The organism is Microbacterium sp., assembly GCF_052099035.1.
GTDB lineage: Bacteria > Actinomycetota > Actinomycetes > Actinomycetales > Microbacteriaceae > Microbacterium.
This window is the reverse complement of record NZ_JBQDSX010000060.1, coordinates 1-17,184: the sequence shown is the minus strand read 5'-3', so window position 1 is coordinate 17,184 and position 17,184 is coordinate 1. Positions and strand designations below refer to the sequence as shown.

General features: G+C 67.3%; 16 protein-coding genes. 5 read left to right on the top strand and 11 right to left on the bottom strand.

Features of this window, described 5'->3' with window-relative positions; translation table 11 throughout:
* Positions 1 to 1,713 (bottom strand): long-chain-fatty-acid--CoA ligase, encoded by a 1,713-nt coding sequence (locus ACTIAO_RS14275; protein ID WP_441906883.1) that lies wholly within the window; start codon positions 1,711 to 1,713, stop codon positions 1 to 3.
* Positions 1,714 to 1,996: 283 nt separating this feature from the next.
* Positions 1,997 to 3,298, bottom strand: coding sequence for a DUF1479 domain-containing protein (locus ACTIAO_RS14270; RefSeq protein ID WP_441906882.1), 1,302 nt, complete (start codon positions 3,296 to 3,298; stop codon positions 1,997 to 1,999).
* A 76-nt stretch (positions 3,299 to 3,374) separates the two neighbouring features.
* On the opposite strand from ACTIAO_RS14270, the gene ACTIAO_RS14265 reads away from it, so the two are divergent.
* Together ACTIAO_RS14265 and ACTIAO_RS14260 are read left to right on the top strand one after the other, a co-directional pair.
* Positions 3,375 to 4,523, top strand: a complete 1,149-nt coding sequence (locus ACTIAO_RS14265; protein ID WP_441906881.1) for an ROK family transcriptional regulator — start codon at positions 3,375 to 3,377, stop codon at positions 4,521 to 4,523.
* Positions 4,520 to 6,355, top strand: a complete 1,836-nt coding sequence (locus ACTIAO_RS14260; RefSeq protein ID WP_441906880.1) for an AAA family ATPase — start codon at positions 4,520 to 4,522, stop codon at positions 6,353 to 6,355. The genes ACTIAO_RS14265 and ACTIAO_RS14260 overlap by 4 nt, the downstream gene beginning before the upstream one ends.
* Positions 6,356 to 6,367: 12 nt before the next feature.
* On the opposite strand, the gene ACTIAO_RS14255 is transcribed toward ACTIAO_RS14260, so the two are convergent.
* The 8 genes from ACTIAO_RS14255 to ligA form a co-directional block, all read right to left on the bottom strand.
* Complete coding sequence (locus tag ACTIAO_RS14255; RefSeq protein WP_441906879.1) at positions 6,368 to 7,168, bottom strand: IclR family transcriptional regulator domain-containing protein; 801 nt, start codon at positions 7,166 to 7,168, stop codon at positions 6,368 to 6,370.
* A 9-nt stretch (positions 7,169 to 7,177) separates the two neighbouring features.
* On the bottom strand, positions 7,178 to 8,347 hold the full coding sequence (locus ACTIAO_RS14250; RefSeq protein ID WP_441906878.1) for a thiolase family protein: 1,170 nt from the start codon (positions 8,345 to 8,347) through the stop codon (positions 7,178 to 7,180).
* Positions 8,344 to 8,979, bottom strand: a complete 636-nt coding sequence (locus tag ACTIAO_RS14245) for a 3-oxoacid CoA-transferase subunit B (RefSeq protein WP_441906877.1) — start codon at positions 8,977 to 8,979, stop codon at positions 8,344 to 8,346. Before ACTIAO_RS14245 ends, ACTIAO_RS14250 begins: the two co-directional genes overlap by 4 nt.
* Positions 8,976 to 9,743 carry a 3-oxoacid CoA-transferase subunit A gene (locus tag ACTIAO_RS14240; protein WP_441906876.1) on the bottom strand — a complete coding sequence of 256 codons (768 nt, stop codon included), beginning with the start codon at positions 9,741 to 9,743 and terminating at the stop codon, positions 8,976 to 8,978. The genes ACTIAO_RS14245 and ACTIAO_RS14240 overlap by 4 nt, the downstream gene beginning before the upstream one ends.
* Positions 9,744 to 10,031: 288 nt before the next feature.
* Entirely contained in the window at positions 10,032 to 10,733 is a 702-nt protein-coding gene (locus tag ACTIAO_RS14235; RefSeq protein ID WP_441906875.1) for a substrate-binding domain-containing protein, read from the bottom strand.
* The gene (locus ACTIAO_RS14230) at positions 10,730 to 11,704 is read right to left on the bottom strand and encodes an aldo/keto reductase (RefSeq protein WP_441906874.1); all 975 of its coding nucleotides are present in this window, start codon (positions 11,702 to 11,704) and stop codon (positions 10,730 to 10,732) included. Before ACTIAO_RS14230 ends, ACTIAO_RS14235 begins: the two co-directional genes overlap by 4 nt.
* Positions 11,701 to 12,663 carry a Gfo/Idh/MocA family oxidoreductase gene (locus ACTIAO_RS14225; protein WP_441906873.1) on the bottom strand — a complete coding sequence of 321 codons (963 nt, stop codon included), beginning with the start codon at positions 12,661 to 12,663 and terminating at the stop codon, positions 11,701 to 11,703. Before ACTIAO_RS14225 ends, ACTIAO_RS14230 begins: the two co-directional genes overlap by 4 nt.
* Positions 12,664 to 12,666: 3 nt before the next feature.
* Complete coding sequence (ligA, locus tag ACTIAO_RS14220; protein WP_441906872.1) at positions 12,667 to 13,833, bottom strand: protocatechuate 4,5-dioxygenase subunit alpha; 1,167 nt, start codon at positions 13,831 to 13,833, stop codon at positions 12,667 to 12,669.
* Here ligA and ACTIAO_RS14215 point away from each other — a divergent pair.
* The gene (locus ACTIAO_RS14215) at positions 13,825 to 14,718 is read left to right on the top strand and encodes an FAD-binding protein (protein WP_441906871.1); all 894 of its coding nucleotides are present in this window, start codon (positions 13,825 to 13,827) and stop codon (positions 14,716 to 14,718) included. The genes ligA and ACTIAO_RS14215 overlap by 9 nt on opposite strands.
* Before the next feature lie 12 nt (positions 14,719 to 14,730).
* On the opposite strand, the gene ACTIAO_RS14210 is transcribed toward ACTIAO_RS14215, so the two are convergent.
* Complete coding sequence (locus tag ACTIAO_RS14210; protein ID WP_441906870.1) at positions 14,731 to 15,588, bottom strand: LuxR C-terminal-related transcriptional regulator; 858 nt, start codon at positions 15,586 to 15,588, stop codon at positions 14,731 to 14,733.
* 140 nt (positions 15,589 to 15,728) lie between these two features.
* Here ACTIAO_RS14210 and fdhA point away from each other — a divergent pair, with 140 nt between their 5' ends.
* Both fdhA and ACTIAO_RS14200 read left to right on the top strand, forming a co-directional pair.
* Complete coding sequence (gene fdhA, locus ACTIAO_RS14205) at positions 15,729 to 16,946, top strand: formaldehyde dehydrogenase, glutathione-independent (protein WP_441906869.1); 1,218 nt, start codon at positions 15,729 to 15,731, stop codon at positions 16,944 to 16,946.
* Positions 16,947 to 16,984: 38 nt separating this feature from the next.
* A partial coding sequence (locus ACTIAO_RS14200; protein ID WP_441906868.1) for a GlcG/HbpS family heme-binding protein occupies positions 16,985 to 17,184 on the top strand: 200 nt, incomplete at its 3' end.

The window sequence follows — 17,184 nt, the reverse complement described above, 5'->3', positions numbered from 1 at the left end:
CTAGTCGTCCGCGGCGCGCGTCGCGTTGCGGTCGGCGATGAGGGTGTCGCGCACCTTGCGGCGCAGCACCTTGCCGATCAGGGAAGTCGGCAGCTCCTCCCACACGACGTACGAGCTCGGCCGCTTGTACTCTGCCAAGCGGTCGCGGGCAGCGGCACGCGCAGCATCCCCGTCGAAGGTCGCCCCCTCTTCGAGGACGACGACGGCCGTGACGACCTCGGCGCCGCTCCCCCGCGGGATGCCGACGACAGCACACGACACGACGCCGTCGACCGAGGTGATGACCTGCTCCACCTCGCTCGGCGAGACGTTGAAGCCGCCGGTGATGATGAGTTCCTTCTTGCGGTCGACGACGGTCACGAAGCCATCGTCGTCCTGCACGACGAGGTCACCGGTACGCAGCCAGCGATCCTCGAGCAGGGTGGCCGCGGTCTCCTCGGGACGCTTCCAGTATCCGTGGAAGACCTGCGGTCCGTGGATGAGCAGCTCGCCCGCCTCGCCGAGCGCGACCTCACGGGTCGGCTCATCGGGGTCGACGACCTTGATGTCGGTGGACGGGAACGGCAGGCCGATCGCGCCGATACGACGCGCATCCGTGAAGGGGTTCGCGAGCGCGACGGGGCTCGTCTCGGTGAGCCCGTACCCTTCGTTGAGCATGCTGCCGGCCTGGTCCTCCCAGCGCTTCACGATCGCGGGCGTCAGAGTCATCGCACCCGAGATCGCATAGACGACGCCCGAGAGGTCGAGCTTGCCCTCCTTGGCCACGCGCGAAAGCCGATCGAACATCGGCGGAACCGCGGGGACGAACGTCGGCGGGAACTTCTTCGCCGCCTTCGAGACGAGCTCAGGGTCGAAGGTCGGGAACAGCACAGCGCACGACCCGGTCTCGACCGAGTAGATGACCGACAGCAGCACGCCGAAGGCGTGGAACATCGGCAGCAGCCCGTAGATGCGTCCCTCGCCACGGGTGAAGTCCGGCATCCATGCCGCGCCCTGACGCGCATTCGACCACAGGTTCGAGTGCGTGATGATCGCCCCCTTGGGCGTCCCGGTCGTGCCGGAGGTGTACTGCAGACATGCGATATCGGATGCTGTCGGGCGCGGATGCTGGTCGGAGAGAGGAGCGCTCTTCTCGAGCTGCGCGAACGGCGTCGCGCCCGGCGCGGGCGCAGTGAGCTTCTCTCGGGACTCGCGCGCCTTCGCGATCGGGAGGCTGAGAGCCAGACGCATCGTGAACGGCATCGCGCGCGTGACGTCGACGGCGATGATGTCGCGGATGCCGAGATCGGCGGGAAGCGCCTGCAGCGTCGGCACGATCTTGTCCCAGGTGATCACGACCGTGGCGCCATGATCGCGGAACTGCACCTCGAGCTCGTCGCGAGTGTAGAGCGGATTGTGCTCGACGACGACCGCGCCCAGGCGCAGCACGGCGTAGAAGGCGATCACGTGCTGCGGAGCGTTCGGCATGATCAGCGCGACCCGGTCGCCGGCCTTCACGCCGCGCTCGCGCAGGGCGTTCGCGACGCGGGAGACGCGGTCGCCGAGTTCCCGGTAGCTCACGGTTCGGTCGAAGAAGGCGATCGCCGGCCGCTCACTCCACTGGGCGACGCGCTCGTCGAGCATGTCGCTGAGAGAGCCTGTCACGGGCTCGATGTCGATCGGGGTACCCGGTGCGTAGAACTTGTTCCACGCGCGCGTCTCATTCAGCTCCATGGCCAGAAGCCTACGCGGGTGTGGGATCTGGATGGGGAGGACGCTTCGACTCGTCGCTGCGCTCCTCGCTCAGCGCGTTTCGTCTCGCTTCGCTCGCTCAACGGCCCGCCGTGGCTGGCACTCCCGCGGGGGCTGGCACTCCCCGCGGTGGCTGATGCTCCCGCGGGGGGGTGGCACTCGCGCGGGGGCAGCCTCGTGTGCGGGTCGTTGAGCGAGGGAGCGGAGCGACCGCGACGAAACGGGGTGAGCGAGCGTCAGCGAGTCGAAGCCGGATCCGGCCGCCTCACCCCCGCGGCGCGGCGGCGGCCCGTTCGACGACACGAGCCTTGCGGGCGATGCCCAGAGCTCGGGCGCCGACCTGGTTGAGCTGGCTCTCCTGGAACCGGTTCGACCAGGTGACCTCGTAGTCCTCCTTGGGGAAGTCCGCGGGGCTCTCACCGCGGCGGAAGTTCTCGGCGACCTCCTTGGCGTACGCGGCGTTCTTCGCGCACATGGGTGCTGCGGGGATGTAGATGACGTTGCCCCAGCCCTCCTGGCTCTCCACCGACGCGACACCGTGGATGACATCGGAATGCCACCACACCGAGTCACCGGGCTGAACCGTCGGGATGCCGGAGCGCGCCCGCATCAGCAGCGGGTGGTACTGCTCGTTGATGCCGAGCGCCTTGCCCTGCTCCGCGCCCGCGAGCTCGTCGTCGGGAACGTCATCGAGCAGTGCGCGTACGAGGATGTACGCCATCGCCTCGGGGATCGGAACGACCCACAGCACCCCCTGGTCATGCTGCATCTCCGACATGGCCAGCCAGCCCTGGAAGCTGCGGAACATGCTGCACATCGTCGAGGACGGGTACTCGTCGACCTCGGTGCGGAACGCAGCATCCCACGGGTCGTAGGACTCGAAGTCACCGGTGAAGATCGACTCGAACACCTGCTGGTACGCGGGCGTCAGCCAGCGCTCGACGGAGCCGGAGTCGGTGTGCGCGCCGAGACCCTTCGAGTTCGTTCCCGGCGGGCGCCGGCGGATGCGGTCGGGGTACATCGAGTCCTGGTCGGGGTCGAACCAGGTCACCCCGCGCGACTCGCTCTTCCACATGCGGTTGAGGAAACTCTGCACATTCGCGGTGTGCTGGTGCTGGCGGGCTTCCATCTGCGCGGGGGACCAGTAGATCGGGTAAATCTCGGGCGTGGATGCGTCGAGCGTCCCGAAGAAGTCATCGGCCGGACCCCGGTACTGGTTCATGAAGTCGTTGCCGTCGACGTACTCGACCAGCGAGCGATCCCACTCGGTCGCCTGGTCCTCGGTTACCTGTCCGCGCACGATCGCACACCCGCGGCGGTGGATCAGATCGATCGTCTCCTGCGGGACGGTGCCTGCTTCGATATCGGCGTACTGCACGATCGGCCAGACGTCTTCGCCGCGATCACGGGTCTGCTCGATCTCGATGACCTTGGGCTCGATGGCCGCTTCGATGCGGGCGAAGAGCGCGTCGACATCACCGATCTGCTCGCGCAGCTTCGCCTTGACGGCGCGGATCGCGGCGGGGAAGTCATCCGGCGGAGTTGCCCAGCTCGTCTGCTCTGACATGAGAAGATCTCCTTGCGTTCGAGGTTCAGTAATGTACTATTACTGAATGCGTGATTCCGAGAATAGGAGACCATCGATGCCGATGTCAAGTGCGAGAATCGCCGCCCCCCGCCCGGAGGTGCTCGCCTCGATCACGGATCGCACTGTTCTCACCGCCGTCGCGAACGCGGCGGCTCCCGTCTCCCGCGCCGAGATCGCCACGATCACAGGGCTGTCGAAACCGGGCGCGGCAGCAGCAGCGAAGCGACTGCTCGAGCGCGGCATCCTGCATGAGGTGGGCATCCGAGAGGGGCGCCGGGGCGGCGTCGCGACGCTCTTCGAGCTCGACCCCGACCACGGCCGGTCTCTCGCGGTTGTGATTCAGAGCAACCTGATCACCGTGGAGTCCCGCGACCTGACCGGCACCGTTCGGGTCGTCGTCGACGAGGCGATCACCGCGGATGCGACGCCCGCCGAAATCGTGACCGCCGCGAACAGTCTGATCGAGATGGTCACGCAACAGCATCCAGCACCGGTGCTGGCAGCAGCGGTCTCAATCGCCGATCCGGTTGATTACGCATCGGGGACCCCCATCCCCCGTGAGCGATCCGTGTTCCCCGCGGCCGCATTCAGTGCGCTCACCGAGCTCGATCTACCGGAATCCGCCCACGTCGCAATCGACAACGACGTCAACTGGGCAACGCTCGGCGAATACCGCCGGGGCGAGCTGCGCGGCGAGGACGACTTCGTCTATATCTATCTCGGGTCGGGCCTCGGCGCCGGCCTCATGCTCGGCGGACAGCTCTTCCGCGGCCGCAAGGGCCTCGCGGGCGAGATCGGATATCTCCGCGCCGACAGTGCCGGTCGGCTGGATCTCACGCAGCGGCTCGTCGAGCTCGGACTCGGTGATCCCGGTCGCTACGAGATCGACCTCGAGCGTGCGTCCGCGATGCTCGCGCCCGCGGCGCTCGACCCCGAGGCGGATGCCGTCATCGATGAGATCGCGCACGCTGTCGCCAATATCGTCATTCTGCTGAACCCGAGCGCGATCGCACTCGGCGGTCCGCTCAGCGTCTACCCGGCCTTCACCGACCAGCTGGCCGCGCGGGTCGAGTCCCTCAGCGTCGATCCACCTCGCTTCGTCCGCAGCGACTCGACGCCGCTCCTCGGCGCCGGAACCGAAGCGCACCGATCCGCGCTCTCGTCGATCGGACTCACCGACGCCGACGCCAGGAGGATGCCGTGATCAGCGCGAACCAGAACCGTGCCAGCCACCTCGATGATGCGGCGACCTACCCGGCGTGGGTCCGCGAGCTCGACCTGTCCCTGCCGATCACCGGGCAGTATCTGATCACCGGCAATGTGCACGATCAGCACTACCCGCATGCGGAGGGCTCCTTCTGTTCGACGGTCGACCTCATCGAGCAGTGCCTCGTCGCCAATGAGTACGACCTCGTCTATCGATTCGACTCGCTCGACGGCATCCGATTGGACCATGTCGCAGATCAGGTCGTCAGCAACGATTTCTTCCCCGACGCGCATCTCAATCGCGCGACGGTCGGTTCGGTCGCCAAGCTCGCCGACCTCATGATGCAGTCCGCGAGCCAGTCGCAGACGCGGGTCGCGCTGATCGTCGAGTCGGCGTCGAACATCTGGGCGGATGCCGACAACGTCGAAGCCGGCCGCTTGCTGCTGGCCAGCCGCAGGCTCGCGACCCGCGAGGTCACGCGCGTGCCCGGCGGCAGTCGAACGGTCTCCCCCGGGAACACGATCATCTGGATCAGCGAGTCCGAGAACGATGCCCCGGACTGGTTACGGCCGGCCGACAATGCGCGGACGCTCCGTGTTCCCCTCCCCTCGCTCAGCGCACGGCGCCTTGCCGCGGGCGCGCTGCTCACCGAGCTGCCCGGGTTCGATGAGCTGGGCCCCGAGGGCCGTACCGAGGCGATCGATCTGTTCGCCGACTCCACCCAGGGCGTCACGATCCGCGGCATGCGCAGCATGACCACGCTCGCGCGCGACCAGGAGCTCGGCCCCGAGCACGTGGACGAGGCCGTGCGCAGCTATCTGGCTGGGATCGTCGACAACCCGTGGCAGGACCCGCTGCTGCTGGCCCGCATTCGTCGAGCGCCCGAGACGATCGAGCAGCGCGTGCTCGGCCAGTCGCGTGCCGTGCAGCGTGCGACCGATATCCTGCTCCGCTCGGCGCTCGGGCTCACGGGCGCTCACCAGGGACGGCGCGGGCGGCGTCCGCAGGGCATCCTGTTCTTCGCGGGTCCTACCGGAGTGGGGAAGACCGAGCTCGCCAAGACCCTCGCCGAGGTGCTTTTCGGGGCGGAGGACGCGTATATCCGGTTCGATATGAGCGAGTTCTCCGCCGAGCACAGCGAGGCGCGACTGATCGGAGCCCCGCCCGGATACATCGGCCACAGTGCCGGAGGCGAGCTGACGAACGCCGTGCGCGAGAAGCCGTTCTCCGTGCTGCTGTTCGATGAGATCGAGAAGGCGCACCCGCGCATCCTCGACAAGTTCCTGCAGATCCTCGATGACGGCAGGCTCACCGACGGCAGTGGCAACACGGTGTTCTTCAGCGAGTCGGTCATCATCTTCACCTCGAACCTCGGCGCCGCTCGGGCGATCACCGGGGCGGATGCTGGGGACTCCGCCGCCGCGCACGACCAGATCCTCGCCGAGATCCAGCGGCACTTCCTCGAGGAGCTCGAGCGCCCGGAGCTGCTCAGTCGGATCGGCGACAACATCATCGTCTTCGATTCGATCACTGCGCCGGTGGGCCGACAGCTGGTGGCCCAGCACATCGATGCGGTGGCCAGTACCGTGCGGGCCCGGTTGGGGGCGTCCCTGGACGTCTCAGCTGCTGCCCGCGAGACGATCGAGAGCTATGCGCTGACCAAACTTCCGTTCGGCGGACGCGGCATCGCGACGGCGATCGAGACGGCGCTCGTGAATCCGCTCGCCCGCGCGCTCGCGGATGCCGCGGGAGCGTCGCAGCTCACCGTGGTCGGCGCCGCGCTCGCCCCCGACGGCTGGGTCCTGACGGTCGAGTTATCGACGACCTGACTTCGCGAGAGGTCACACGCGGGTAGCGCGGAGCTCCGCCTCGATCTCGGATGCTGTGCGCTGGAGCGCTGGCAGCAACTCCGCCCGCACATCGTCAGCCGCGCCGCGCGCGGTGCTCGTAGAGACATTCAGCGCCGCGGTCACTCCCGCGCGCGTTTGCAGCGGAACGGCGATCGAGCGCAGCCCCTCTTCGAGCTCACCGTCCACCATCGCCCATCCCTGCGCTCGCACGGTGTCGATCTCGGCGACGAGGTCGGCACGGTCGGCGCGGGTACGCGGCGTGTAGGCGACGAGCTCTGCCGCGTCGAGCTGCGCTGCGGCATCCGATTCGGACAGACCTGCCAACAGCACCCGACCCATGCTCGTCGCGAATGCCGGCAGCCGGGTGCCGATCGTGATGCGCACGCTCATGATGCGGCGCGCGGCGGCGCGAGCGACATAGAGGATCTCGCTTCCGTCGAGCACGGCGACCGACACCGATTCGCCGATCCGGTGCGAGAGCTCGTCTAGGTGCGGCTGGACGATCTCGGGAAGCGACAGCGACGAGAGGTAGCCGTAGCCCAGCTCGAGAATGCGCGGAGTCAGCAGGAAACGAGCATCCGGCGTCGCCCTCACGTACCCGAGCTGCTCGAGCGTGCGCAGGAATCGGCGGGCCGCGGCGCGAGGGATGTCGGCCCGGCGCGCCACTTCGGCGAGCGACAGCTCGGCCGGTTCCCCATCGAACGCGCGGATGACGGCGAGGCCGCGCGCGAGTGACTGCACGAAGTCGACTGATGACGAATCGGGCGTGGGTGCGGCATCCGAATCAGTCACTCGAGAACCTTATCGCTCCAGGACGACGGCAAGGCCCTGCCCGACGCCGATACAGATCGCAGCGACCGCGACTCCCCCGCCGCGGCGCCCCAGCTCATGGGCGGCATGGCCGATGATCCGACCTCCGGATGCCCCGAGCGGATGCCCGATCGCGAGCGCCCCACCATGGATGTTCAGCTTCTCGGGATCCAGGTCCGGCCAGCCGCGCAGGCACGCCAGCGACTGCGACGCGAACGCCTCGTTCAGCTCCACGACGTCGACGTCGGCCCAGGTGCGCCCGGCCCGAGCAAGAGCCTTGTTCGCCGCTTCGATCGGCGCGATCGGGAAGTCATCCGGGTCGACGCCGTGCGCCGCGCGGCCGGTGATCCGTGCGAGCGGTTCAGCATCCAGCGCACCTTCGGCACCGAGCAGCACGGCCGAAGCCCCGTCGTTGATCGACGAGGAGTTTGCGGCGGTGACCGTACCGTCCTCGGCGAACAGTGCCCGCAGGCCGCCGAGTTTCTCGACGGTCGACCCGTCGCGAATGCCTTCGTCATGGGTGAGCTCAGCGCCTGCGACCTGGACGATCTCGCCCTCGTAGATGCCGTTGGCCCAGGCTTTGGCTGCGAGCTCGTGCGAGCGCACGGCGAAAGCATCCTGATCCTCGCGGCTGATCCCCGCAATGCGTGCCGCCTTCTCTGCGGCCTCGCCGTTGGAGATCGTCCAGTTCGTCGGCAGCGCCCTGTTGGTCATGCGCCAGCCGATCGCGGTGTTCCACATCGTCTGGTTTCCGGTCGCAGGGTACGGCTTCGCCGACTTCTCAACGACGAACGGTGCGCGGCTCATCGACTCGACGCCGCCGGCGAGGATGATCTCGGCGTCCCCCGACTCGATCGCCCGCGCTCCCTGGATCACGGCCTCGACGCTCGATGCGCACAGCCGGTTCACTGTCACACCGGTCACCGAGGTCGGAAAACCTGCGAGCAGCGCCCCGAAGCGGGCGACGTTGCGATTGTCCTCACCCGCCTGGTTGGCGTCGCCGAGGATCACGTCGGCGATGCGCGCCGGGTCGATTCCCGTGCGCTCCACGGTCGCGCGCATGACGGTCGCCGCCAGATCATCAGGGCGGATGCCGGCAAGCGCACCGCCCGCACGACCGAACGGGGTGCGAACGGCGTCGTAGATGTAGGTGGTGGTCATTTCAGCTCCAAGCCAGTCAACTCCGAAAGGGACGCTACGGTGTTCTCGCCGAAGGCTTCGCGCACGCGGAAGCCCTCTGGCGTCACGTCGAAGACGCCGTGGTCGGTGTAGACGCGGCTGACGCAGCCGACACCGGTGAGCGGGTAGGTGCATTCGGCGACGAGCTTGGACGAACCATCCTTGGCGAGCAGATCGGTCATCACGTACACGTCCTTGGCGCCGATCGCGAGGTCCATGGCGCCGCCGACGGCGGGGATCGCACCAGGGGCGCCGGTCGACCAGTTCGCGAGGTCGCCGTTCTGTGCGACCTGGAACGCGCCGAGTACGCACACGTCGAGGTGTCCGCCGCGCATCATCGCGAACGAGTCGGCATGGTGGAAGTACGCGGCCCCGGCGACCGCGGTGACGGCCTGCTTGCCGGCGTTGATAAGGTCGGGGTCGATCTGCCCCTCGGGCGGAGCGCCGCCCATGCCGAGCAGCCCGTTCTCGGTGTGCAGGATGATCTCGAGGTCATCGGGCAGGAAGTTCGCGACCAGCGTCGGAGCGCCGATACCGAGGTTCACGAAAGCCCCCTCGGGGATATCGGCAGCGATACGCGCAGCCAGTTCGTCACGGGTGATGCGGGTGGTCATCGCACTGCCTCCTCTGTCGCGGCATCCGACAGTGCGGCATCCAATGCCGTGCCTTCGAGATCGACGCCGCCGATGAACTCGCCATCCCGCAACCAGCGGCGCTCGCCGACGGCGACGACGCGGTCGACGAAGATGCCCGGGGTGACGACCGTCTCCGGATCGATCGCCCCGAGATCGACAATCTCATCGACCTGCACGATCGTCGTCGTCGCAGCCGTCGCCATGATCGGGCCGAAGTTGCGCGCCGTCTCGCGGTAGACGAGGTTGCCCCAGCGGTCGCCCTTGAGAGCGCTGATGAGGGCGAAGTCCGCAGTGATCGGATACTCGAGCACGTGGCGGCGACCGTCGATCACACGCTCCTCCTTGCCATCCGCCAGCTGCGTACCCACGCCGGTCGGGGTGAAGAAGGCGCCGATGCCGGCACCCGCAGCACGGATGCGCTCGGCGAGGTTGCCCTGCGGCACGAGCTCGAGTTCGATCTTGCCCGCACGATACAGATCGTCGAATACCCACGAATCACTCTGCCGCGGGAACGAGCACAGGATCTTGCGCACGAGCCCCTTGGCGAGGAGCGCCGCGAGCCCCGTATCGCCGTTGCCGGCGTTGTTGTTCACGATCGTGAGGTCCTTCGCGCCGTGCGCGATGAGGGCGTCGATGAGTTCGACCGGCTGCCCGGCCCTGCCAAACCCGCCGATCATGACGGTCGCACCGTCCGGAATGTCGGCGATGGCGGATGCCGCATCCGCCACGGTCTTGTCGATCACTGCGCCCCCTCGAGAGTGTTCGTTGTGCGAACGTGCGTTCGTTATGTGATCACACTAGCGCATGCTGTGTATGGGAGCGAGCGCCACTTCGACTCGTCGCTGCGCTCCTCGCTCAGTGCGTTTCGTCTCGCTCCGCTCGCTCAACGACCGCGAAGCGAGCCCTCGAAGCCCTGGACGCCCTGCCAGATGGCGCGCGCGGGATGGATTCCGCGGCCAGGACCGGACCGGGAGGCGTGAAAAACAGCCCGCGCGCCTGCGTTCCCCGCAGGGCGAGCGGCGGGCCGGAACTCAGTGCGCGGGAACGCCGAATGCGTGCCGGGACTTGACCTCGTCAACAGAGTCGGATGCCAGAAACGCCAGCACCTCGGCGGCCCGGGCAGGCGAGGTGGATGCCGTGGCCACAGCCCCGGCGAACACCGTGTCGATCGCGCAATCGTCAGGCATCACGCCGAGGATGCGAACACCTGGCTGTCCCACGAGCTCGCTGAGCTGCTGGAAGCCGAGGTCGACGACACCTGCGGCAACCGACTTCGCGACGGGGACGCCCGGCTGCGCCTGCATGAGCCGGTCGCCGACCTCATCGGTCATGCCCCAGTCGTCGATCATCTTCACGAGCGCCGTGCCGCTCGGGCCGGTCGAGTACCCGATCCGGTTCGCGGAACGAAGTGCGTCACGCAGTTCCGAAGCGTCGGCGAATGCGGGTCCGTCCGGACGCGATGCCGGCGAAGAAGATCCGGACGGCACAGCCACCGCGGTCTGCGACAGCACGAGCGGCACCATCGGCCCCGACACGTGCCCGTCCGCAGCGAGCTTCTTCAGCGCACCGGATGCCAGAAAGACAAGATCGAACGGTTCCCCATCGGCCACCCGCGCGGCGGCATCCACTCCCCCGACCGATTCGACCTCGACCGCGGGCAACCCCGAAGAAGCAGCAGCCTCAAGAAGGTCAGCGAGCACATGACGCGTCGCCATCGAGGAGATGGCTTTCACGCCGCATCCTCGAAGGTCTCAGCATCCACCTCAGCGGCGGGACCCGGCGCGTAGCGCGGACCCGCGACCGTCGACGTGTCGATGAGCGAGCCAGCACGCTCGAGCAGTCCGGCATCCACCGACAGCGAGACCGCCGCATGGTTGGAGCGCATATGCGCAACGCTGGTCGTCCCCGGAATCGGCACGACGTGCTCCCCGCGCGACAATAGCCACGCGAGCGCGAGCTGCGCGGGCGTGCATCCCGCTTCTGCGGCGAGCGCGCGCCACTGCGGAAGCAGGGCAGCATTCACGGGCCAGTTCTCCGACGAGAACCGCGGCATCTTCCGGCGAATATCCTTCTCAGCGAGCGCAGCGGGGTCGCCGACCGAATCGCTGAGGAACCCGCGCGCTACCGGAGAGAATGCGACGAGGGCAATCCCGTCCTCAGCCGTCGCGGAGAGCATCCCCAGCTCGGCATTGCGCGTCCACAGCGAGTACTCATTCTGCACGGCGGCGATCGGGGCGACCTCTTGTGCCGAACGAAGAGTCGCCACCGACACCTCCGAGAGACCAATGGCGCCGATCTTCCCAGCATCCATGGCAGAAGCGAGCGCCCCGACGCTCTCGCCGATCGGTACGGTCTTGTCCCACCGGTGCAGGTAGTACAGGTCGATGTGGTCGACGCCGAGCCGGTCGAGTGACGCGTCGACCTGCGCGAGCAGCGTGGAGGGCCGCCCGTCGATCACCTTCACGCCATCGAGCTGAGCCATTCCGCCCTTGCTGGCGAGTACAACCTCGTCGCGCCTGCCGCGAAGCGCGCGCCCGACGAGCTCCTCGTTGCGCCCGCCGCCATAGAGCGTCGCGGTGTCGAGGTGGGTCACTCCCGCATCGAGGGCGGCGCGCAGCAGCGCGAGCCCCTCTTCCGGCGACGGCGGGATGCCGTAGGCGTGGCTGAGATTCATGCATCCCAGGCCCATGCGGGGAAGCTTCACGCGAGCTGCTCCTCCAACTGTCCGAGTACGCGATAGCAGTCGATCACCTGACGCAGCGACGAGTTCGGTTCGCGGCCCTCGCGGATCGCGGCGATGAATTCACGGTCCTGCAGTTCGATGCCGTTCATGCTGACGGCGACGTCCGAGACATCAATCTGCTCGTCCTTGCCATCGAACAGGTCGTCGTAGCGGGCGACGTAAGTCGCGGTGTCGCCGATGTAGCGGAAGAATGTGCCGAACGGCCCGTCGTTGTTGAACGACAGCGACAGGGTGCAGATCGCGCCCGACTCGCTCTTGAGCAGGATGCCCATGTCCATCGCGATTCCCAGCTCGGGATGCTTCGGCCCCTGAACGGCGTGCGCCTCGACGATCTTGCCCGCCTGGTACGCGAACAGGTCGACGGTGTGCGCGGCGTGATGCCACAGCAGGTGGTCGGTCCACGACCGCGCCTCGCCCTTGGCGTTCGTATTCGTGCGGCGGAAGAAGTACGTCTGCACGTCCATCTGCTGCACGTTGAATTCGCCGGCCTCGATGCGGTCGTGCACCAGCTGGTGCGAGGGGTTGAATCGGCGCGTGTGGCCGACCATGGCGACGAGCCCCGACGACTCGGCAGCGTCGCCGACAGCCAGAGTGGCCTCGGCATCCGCCAGCGAATCGGCGAGCGGGATCTCCACCTGCACATGCTTGCCGGCGGCGAGCACGGCCTGCGTCTGGTCGGCGTGGAGCCCGGTCGGGGTCGCGAGGATGACAGCATCCACGTCGTCGCGCTCGAGGACGGCGTCGAGACCGACGACGGCGTTCGCGACGCCGTACTTCGAGGCGACGCCGTCGGCCTTCTCCTGCGAGGTGGCGGAGACGACCGTCACCTCGGCATCCTCGATGTTCTGAAGGCCATCCAGGTGCTTGATACCGAAGGCGCCGTTGGCGCCGACGACGGCGATGCGGATCTTGTCCGTCATGAGTTACTCCTTCGAGCCGGTCGGGTTGCTGAGGACGAGGTGTCCGACAGCGGTATTGGATGCCGGCACATGGTAGAACCGGTGATCCGTCGACGGCGACTCCCCACCGAACTGATCGTCCATCGCGCCGCGGGCGATGAGCCAGTCGACCAGCTCGATGCCCTCGGACCCGGCCTCGTCGACGTACTCCATGTGCTGCCACTCGGTCAGCCCCTTGGGGTCCTCGATGAGGTGGTCGAGGAACGCGTTGTCCCACTCCTCGTTGATGAGGCCGGCGCGCGGCCCCTGCAACTGGTGGCTCATGCCGCCGGTACCCCAGATCTGCACGTTCAGCTCGGGCCCATCCCACTTGTCCAGCGCGCGACGCAACGCCTTGCCGAGCTCGTAGCAGCGGCGTCCGGACGGCACCGGGTACTGCACGACGTTGACGGCGAGCGGGATGACCTTGACCGGCCACTCCTCCTCTGTCTCATGTTCGCCGAAGACGAGCGACAGCGGAACGGTCAGCCCGTGATCGACGACCATCTCGTTGACGAGGGTGAGGTCGAAGTCATCCTGAATGATCGACTGCGCGAGGTGCGCTGCGAGCTCGGGGTACCCCTCGATACCGGGAACCGGACGCGGGCCGTAACCCTCATCCGCGACGGGGTACGACGCCCCCGTGCCCAGCACGAACGTCGGAATGATCGACGCATCGAACGCGGTGGCGTGGTCGTTGTAGATGAGGATGACGACGTCCGGCTTGGACTCCTTCTGCCACGAGCGCGTCCACTGGTAGCCGTCGAAGACCTTCTTCCAGTACGGCTCCTCGGTCTTGCCGAGGTCCATCGCCGCACCGATAGCCGGCACGTGCGAGGTGAACACCGCCGAGGTGTACTTCGCCGGAGCGTTCGGACGGAAGGTGTCCGCCTTCTGGCCCGGTGCAGGAGGCGTCCAACCGTCGAGATCCTTCAGGCGGTTCCCCTCGGGGCGACGTCCGCCGCCGACCATCATGTCCCGATACGCAGCCTCGCTCATCCCGGTCATGGAACCGGCCATCTGCTGGAAGCTCAGACCATGCGTTGCACCGATCTTGCTGAGGAAGTAGATGTTGCCGCCCTCGGCGATCATGGTGTTCAGATCCATGTCGAGCACGGCCTGACGCTGCACCGGGTTCAGCGGATGTTCCATGTCGCCGCCGAGGACCGACTCTATGAGGGGCTGCGCTTCCCGCCAGGGCGCTTCCCTGATCCGATCAAGCTGCTGCCCTCGCATCCGTCGGTCTCCCGCATGGTGCGTTTCGTCGCGGAGCGGTTGCCTGCGCGACTGTTGGCCGTTCTCCTGCGCGGAGCGCTGACGAGCTGGGTCGGACCGAACAACACGATGTACGGTGCTGGCGCCATCCTCGTCAACGAGCGTGGACAGCGCGTCGCGAACGAGGACTCCGACAAGCTGCTGGCCCGCGGAGTCGCATCCGACAGCAACCAGGGATACATGGTGTTCGACGAAGCGCTCGCGAAGCGGTTCTCGGCGTGGCCGAACCCGGTCTCGACGTTCCCCGGCGTCGCATACGCCTACGTCGGGGACTACGCGCGCTACCGTCCTGACATGTTCCACAAGGCGGACACGATCGAAGAGCTCGCGACGAAGGCGGGGATCGATGCTTCGGCGCTTCGTGCGACGATCCAGAAGGTCCGCGAATACGCGACGGCTGGCGAGGACCCGGAGTTCGGACGGACCTCCTTCGGCGCGGGTATCGGCGAAGGCCCGTACTACGCGCTGGGTCCGATGCAGTCGTACATCACGCTCGCCGACGGCGGCCTCGCCGTCGACACCACGCTGCGCGTGACCACGCCCGAAGGGGACCCGATTCCCGGGTTGTACGCCGCAGGGTCCACCGGCCAGGGCGGGCTCCAGCTGCTCAATCACGGCCTGCACATCGGCTGGGCAATGGTCTCCGGCCGGATCGCCGGTCGTCACGCGGCTCAGGCTGCTCCGCGGACCGATCTCGTCCCCGTGGGGGCGAAGGGGTCCGTGCTCGAGACGCCCGTTTCGGAGTTGACCGTCATCCAGTGAGCCGCGGCGGCGTCAGGCGCGCAGGAACAGCGCCGTCGCCTCGGATCGGCTCGTCACATCGAGCTTGCGGTAGATGTTCGCGATGTGGAACTTGACGGTGTTCTCGCTGATCCCGAGGTCGGCGGCGATCTCGCGGTTGCGTCGTCCTGCGGCCAGCCGGCGGAGCACCTCGTGCTCTCTCGGACGCAGATCCCAGGCATTGCCGCTCCCGGGCGCCACATGCGGCGGGTCCAGCGGGATGGCGATCGCGATCTCGGTTCCCCACCCCGCGGTCGCGGTGATGGCGATGCGGCCTCCGAGTGCGTGGATGCGCTGACTGACCGATTGCACCGACACCGATTCGGCCGTGATGTCGCCGTGGCCATCGTCGCGCATGTCGATGAGCAGATTGGTGCCGTCGCAGTCCCACTGCACGCGCACGCGGCCGACCTCCGGGCTCTCGAGCAGTGCGAGCACCGAACCGCGCACGACCGCCCGCGCACCGTGTGCGACCTCGCTCGGGAGGGGCCGACCGTCCTCGGGCGGCTCGACGAACTGCACATCGATGTCGCGGTAGTGCACGAGCGGCCGCAGGTCCTCGCGGAGCCGCTCGAATGCGGTCGTCACAGGCTCTTCCGCCGATGTGCGCACGCGGTCGCTTGCCGTGCGGAGATGCACCAGACCGGATGCCGCGACGGCCGTGGCCGCCGACCGCGCGGCACTGTCGTCCACCTTTCCTGACCTGAGGACCGCGAGGATCGACTCGAGAGTCGTGGAGTACTCGTCGATGAGCTCGGTGAGCACTTCCATGCGCTCACCCGCTGAGGTCCGAGCATGGCGGAGGGAGTCCGGGTCGGCGAGCTCCTGCGCGCGTACATCGTCGTCGAGCATGCCCCCACGGTAGTGCACCACCCTTTCGGGTGGGAAAGACGGCCCAACGGGACGATACCGCCACTCGGATGGATGAAGGATGCTCGAGACACGACCCACAGCGAAGCGCGGGCGGCGACGCCCGGGAATGGAGATGTGTCATGGCGGGCAATCGAGCGGTCGCCTACAACGGGCCCGGAGTCGTCGAGGTCATCGACACTCCCTACCCGGAGTTCGAGCTCAAGGACGGTCCGGGCGTGAATCCCGCGAACGTGGGCAGGAAAGTGCCGCACGGCGCGATCCTCAGAACGGTCGCGACGAACATCTGCGGCTCCGACCAGCACATGGTGCGCGGGCGGACGACAGCACCTGCGGGCCTCGTGCTCGGACACGAGATCACCGGCGAAGTCGTCGAAGTGGGTCCGGATGTGGAGTTCATCAAGGTGGGCGACATTGTCTCCGTACCGTTCAACATCGCATGCGGCCGCTGCCGGAACTGCAAAGAAGGAAAGACCGGCATCTGCCTGAACGTCAACCCCGACCGGCCGGGTAGCGCATACGGGTACGTCGATATGGGCGGATGGGTCGGCGGACAGGCCGAGTTCGTGCTCGTCCCCTACGCGGACTGGAACCTGCTGAAATTCCCCGACCGCGACCAGGCACTCGAGAAGATCCTTGATCTGACGATGCTCTCCGACATCTTCCCCACCGGCTTCCACGGTGCGGTCACCGCCGGGGTCGGCCCCGGCTCGACCGTGTACATCGCTGGCGCGGGTCCGGTGGGTCTCGCCGCGGCGGTCGGCGCGCAGCTTCTGGGAGCTGCGGCCGTGATCGTCGGCGATCTGAATGAGGATCGTCTCGCGCAGGCCCGGTCGTTCGGATGCGAGACGGTGGACGTCTCGAAGGGAGACCCGAAGGATCAGATCGAGCAGATCCTCGGTGTTCCCGAAGTCGATTGCGGCGTGGATGCCGTCGGCTTCGAGGCGCGCGGACACGGATCGGATGCTTCGCACGAAGCGCCCGCGACCGTGTTGAACTCCCTCATGGACATCACCGCCGCGGGCGGTGCTCTCGGCATCCCTGGTCTGTACGTCACTGGCGATCCCGGTGCCGTCGATGACGCCGCCAAGGTCGGATCTCTCTCGATCAGCCTCGGCACCGGCTGGGCGAAATCTCTGTCGTTCACGACCGGGCAGTGTCCCGTCATGAAGTACAACCGGCAGCTGATGATGGCGATCCTCCATGACAAGGTGCAGATCGCGCAGGCCGTGAAGGCGACGCCGATCAGCCTCGACGACGCACCGCGCGGCTACGCGGAGTTCGATCAGGGCGCCGCCAAGAAGTACGTACTCAACCCCAACGGCTACATCAAAGCCTGACCCACCCCCGCAGTTCGACCACCACGAAAGGAACGGAAATGTCTGCAAATCTTGAGGATGCTCGTCGAGTCATCGCCGCCGCCGAGAAGAAGGCCACCGAGATCGGCCAGCCCATGAACATCGCCGTCGTCGATGCCGGCGGAAACCTCGTCGCCCACGTGCGCCAGGACGGAGCCTGGATCGGCAGCGTCAACATCTCGATCAACAAGGCGTGGACGTCGAAGGCGTTCGACATCTC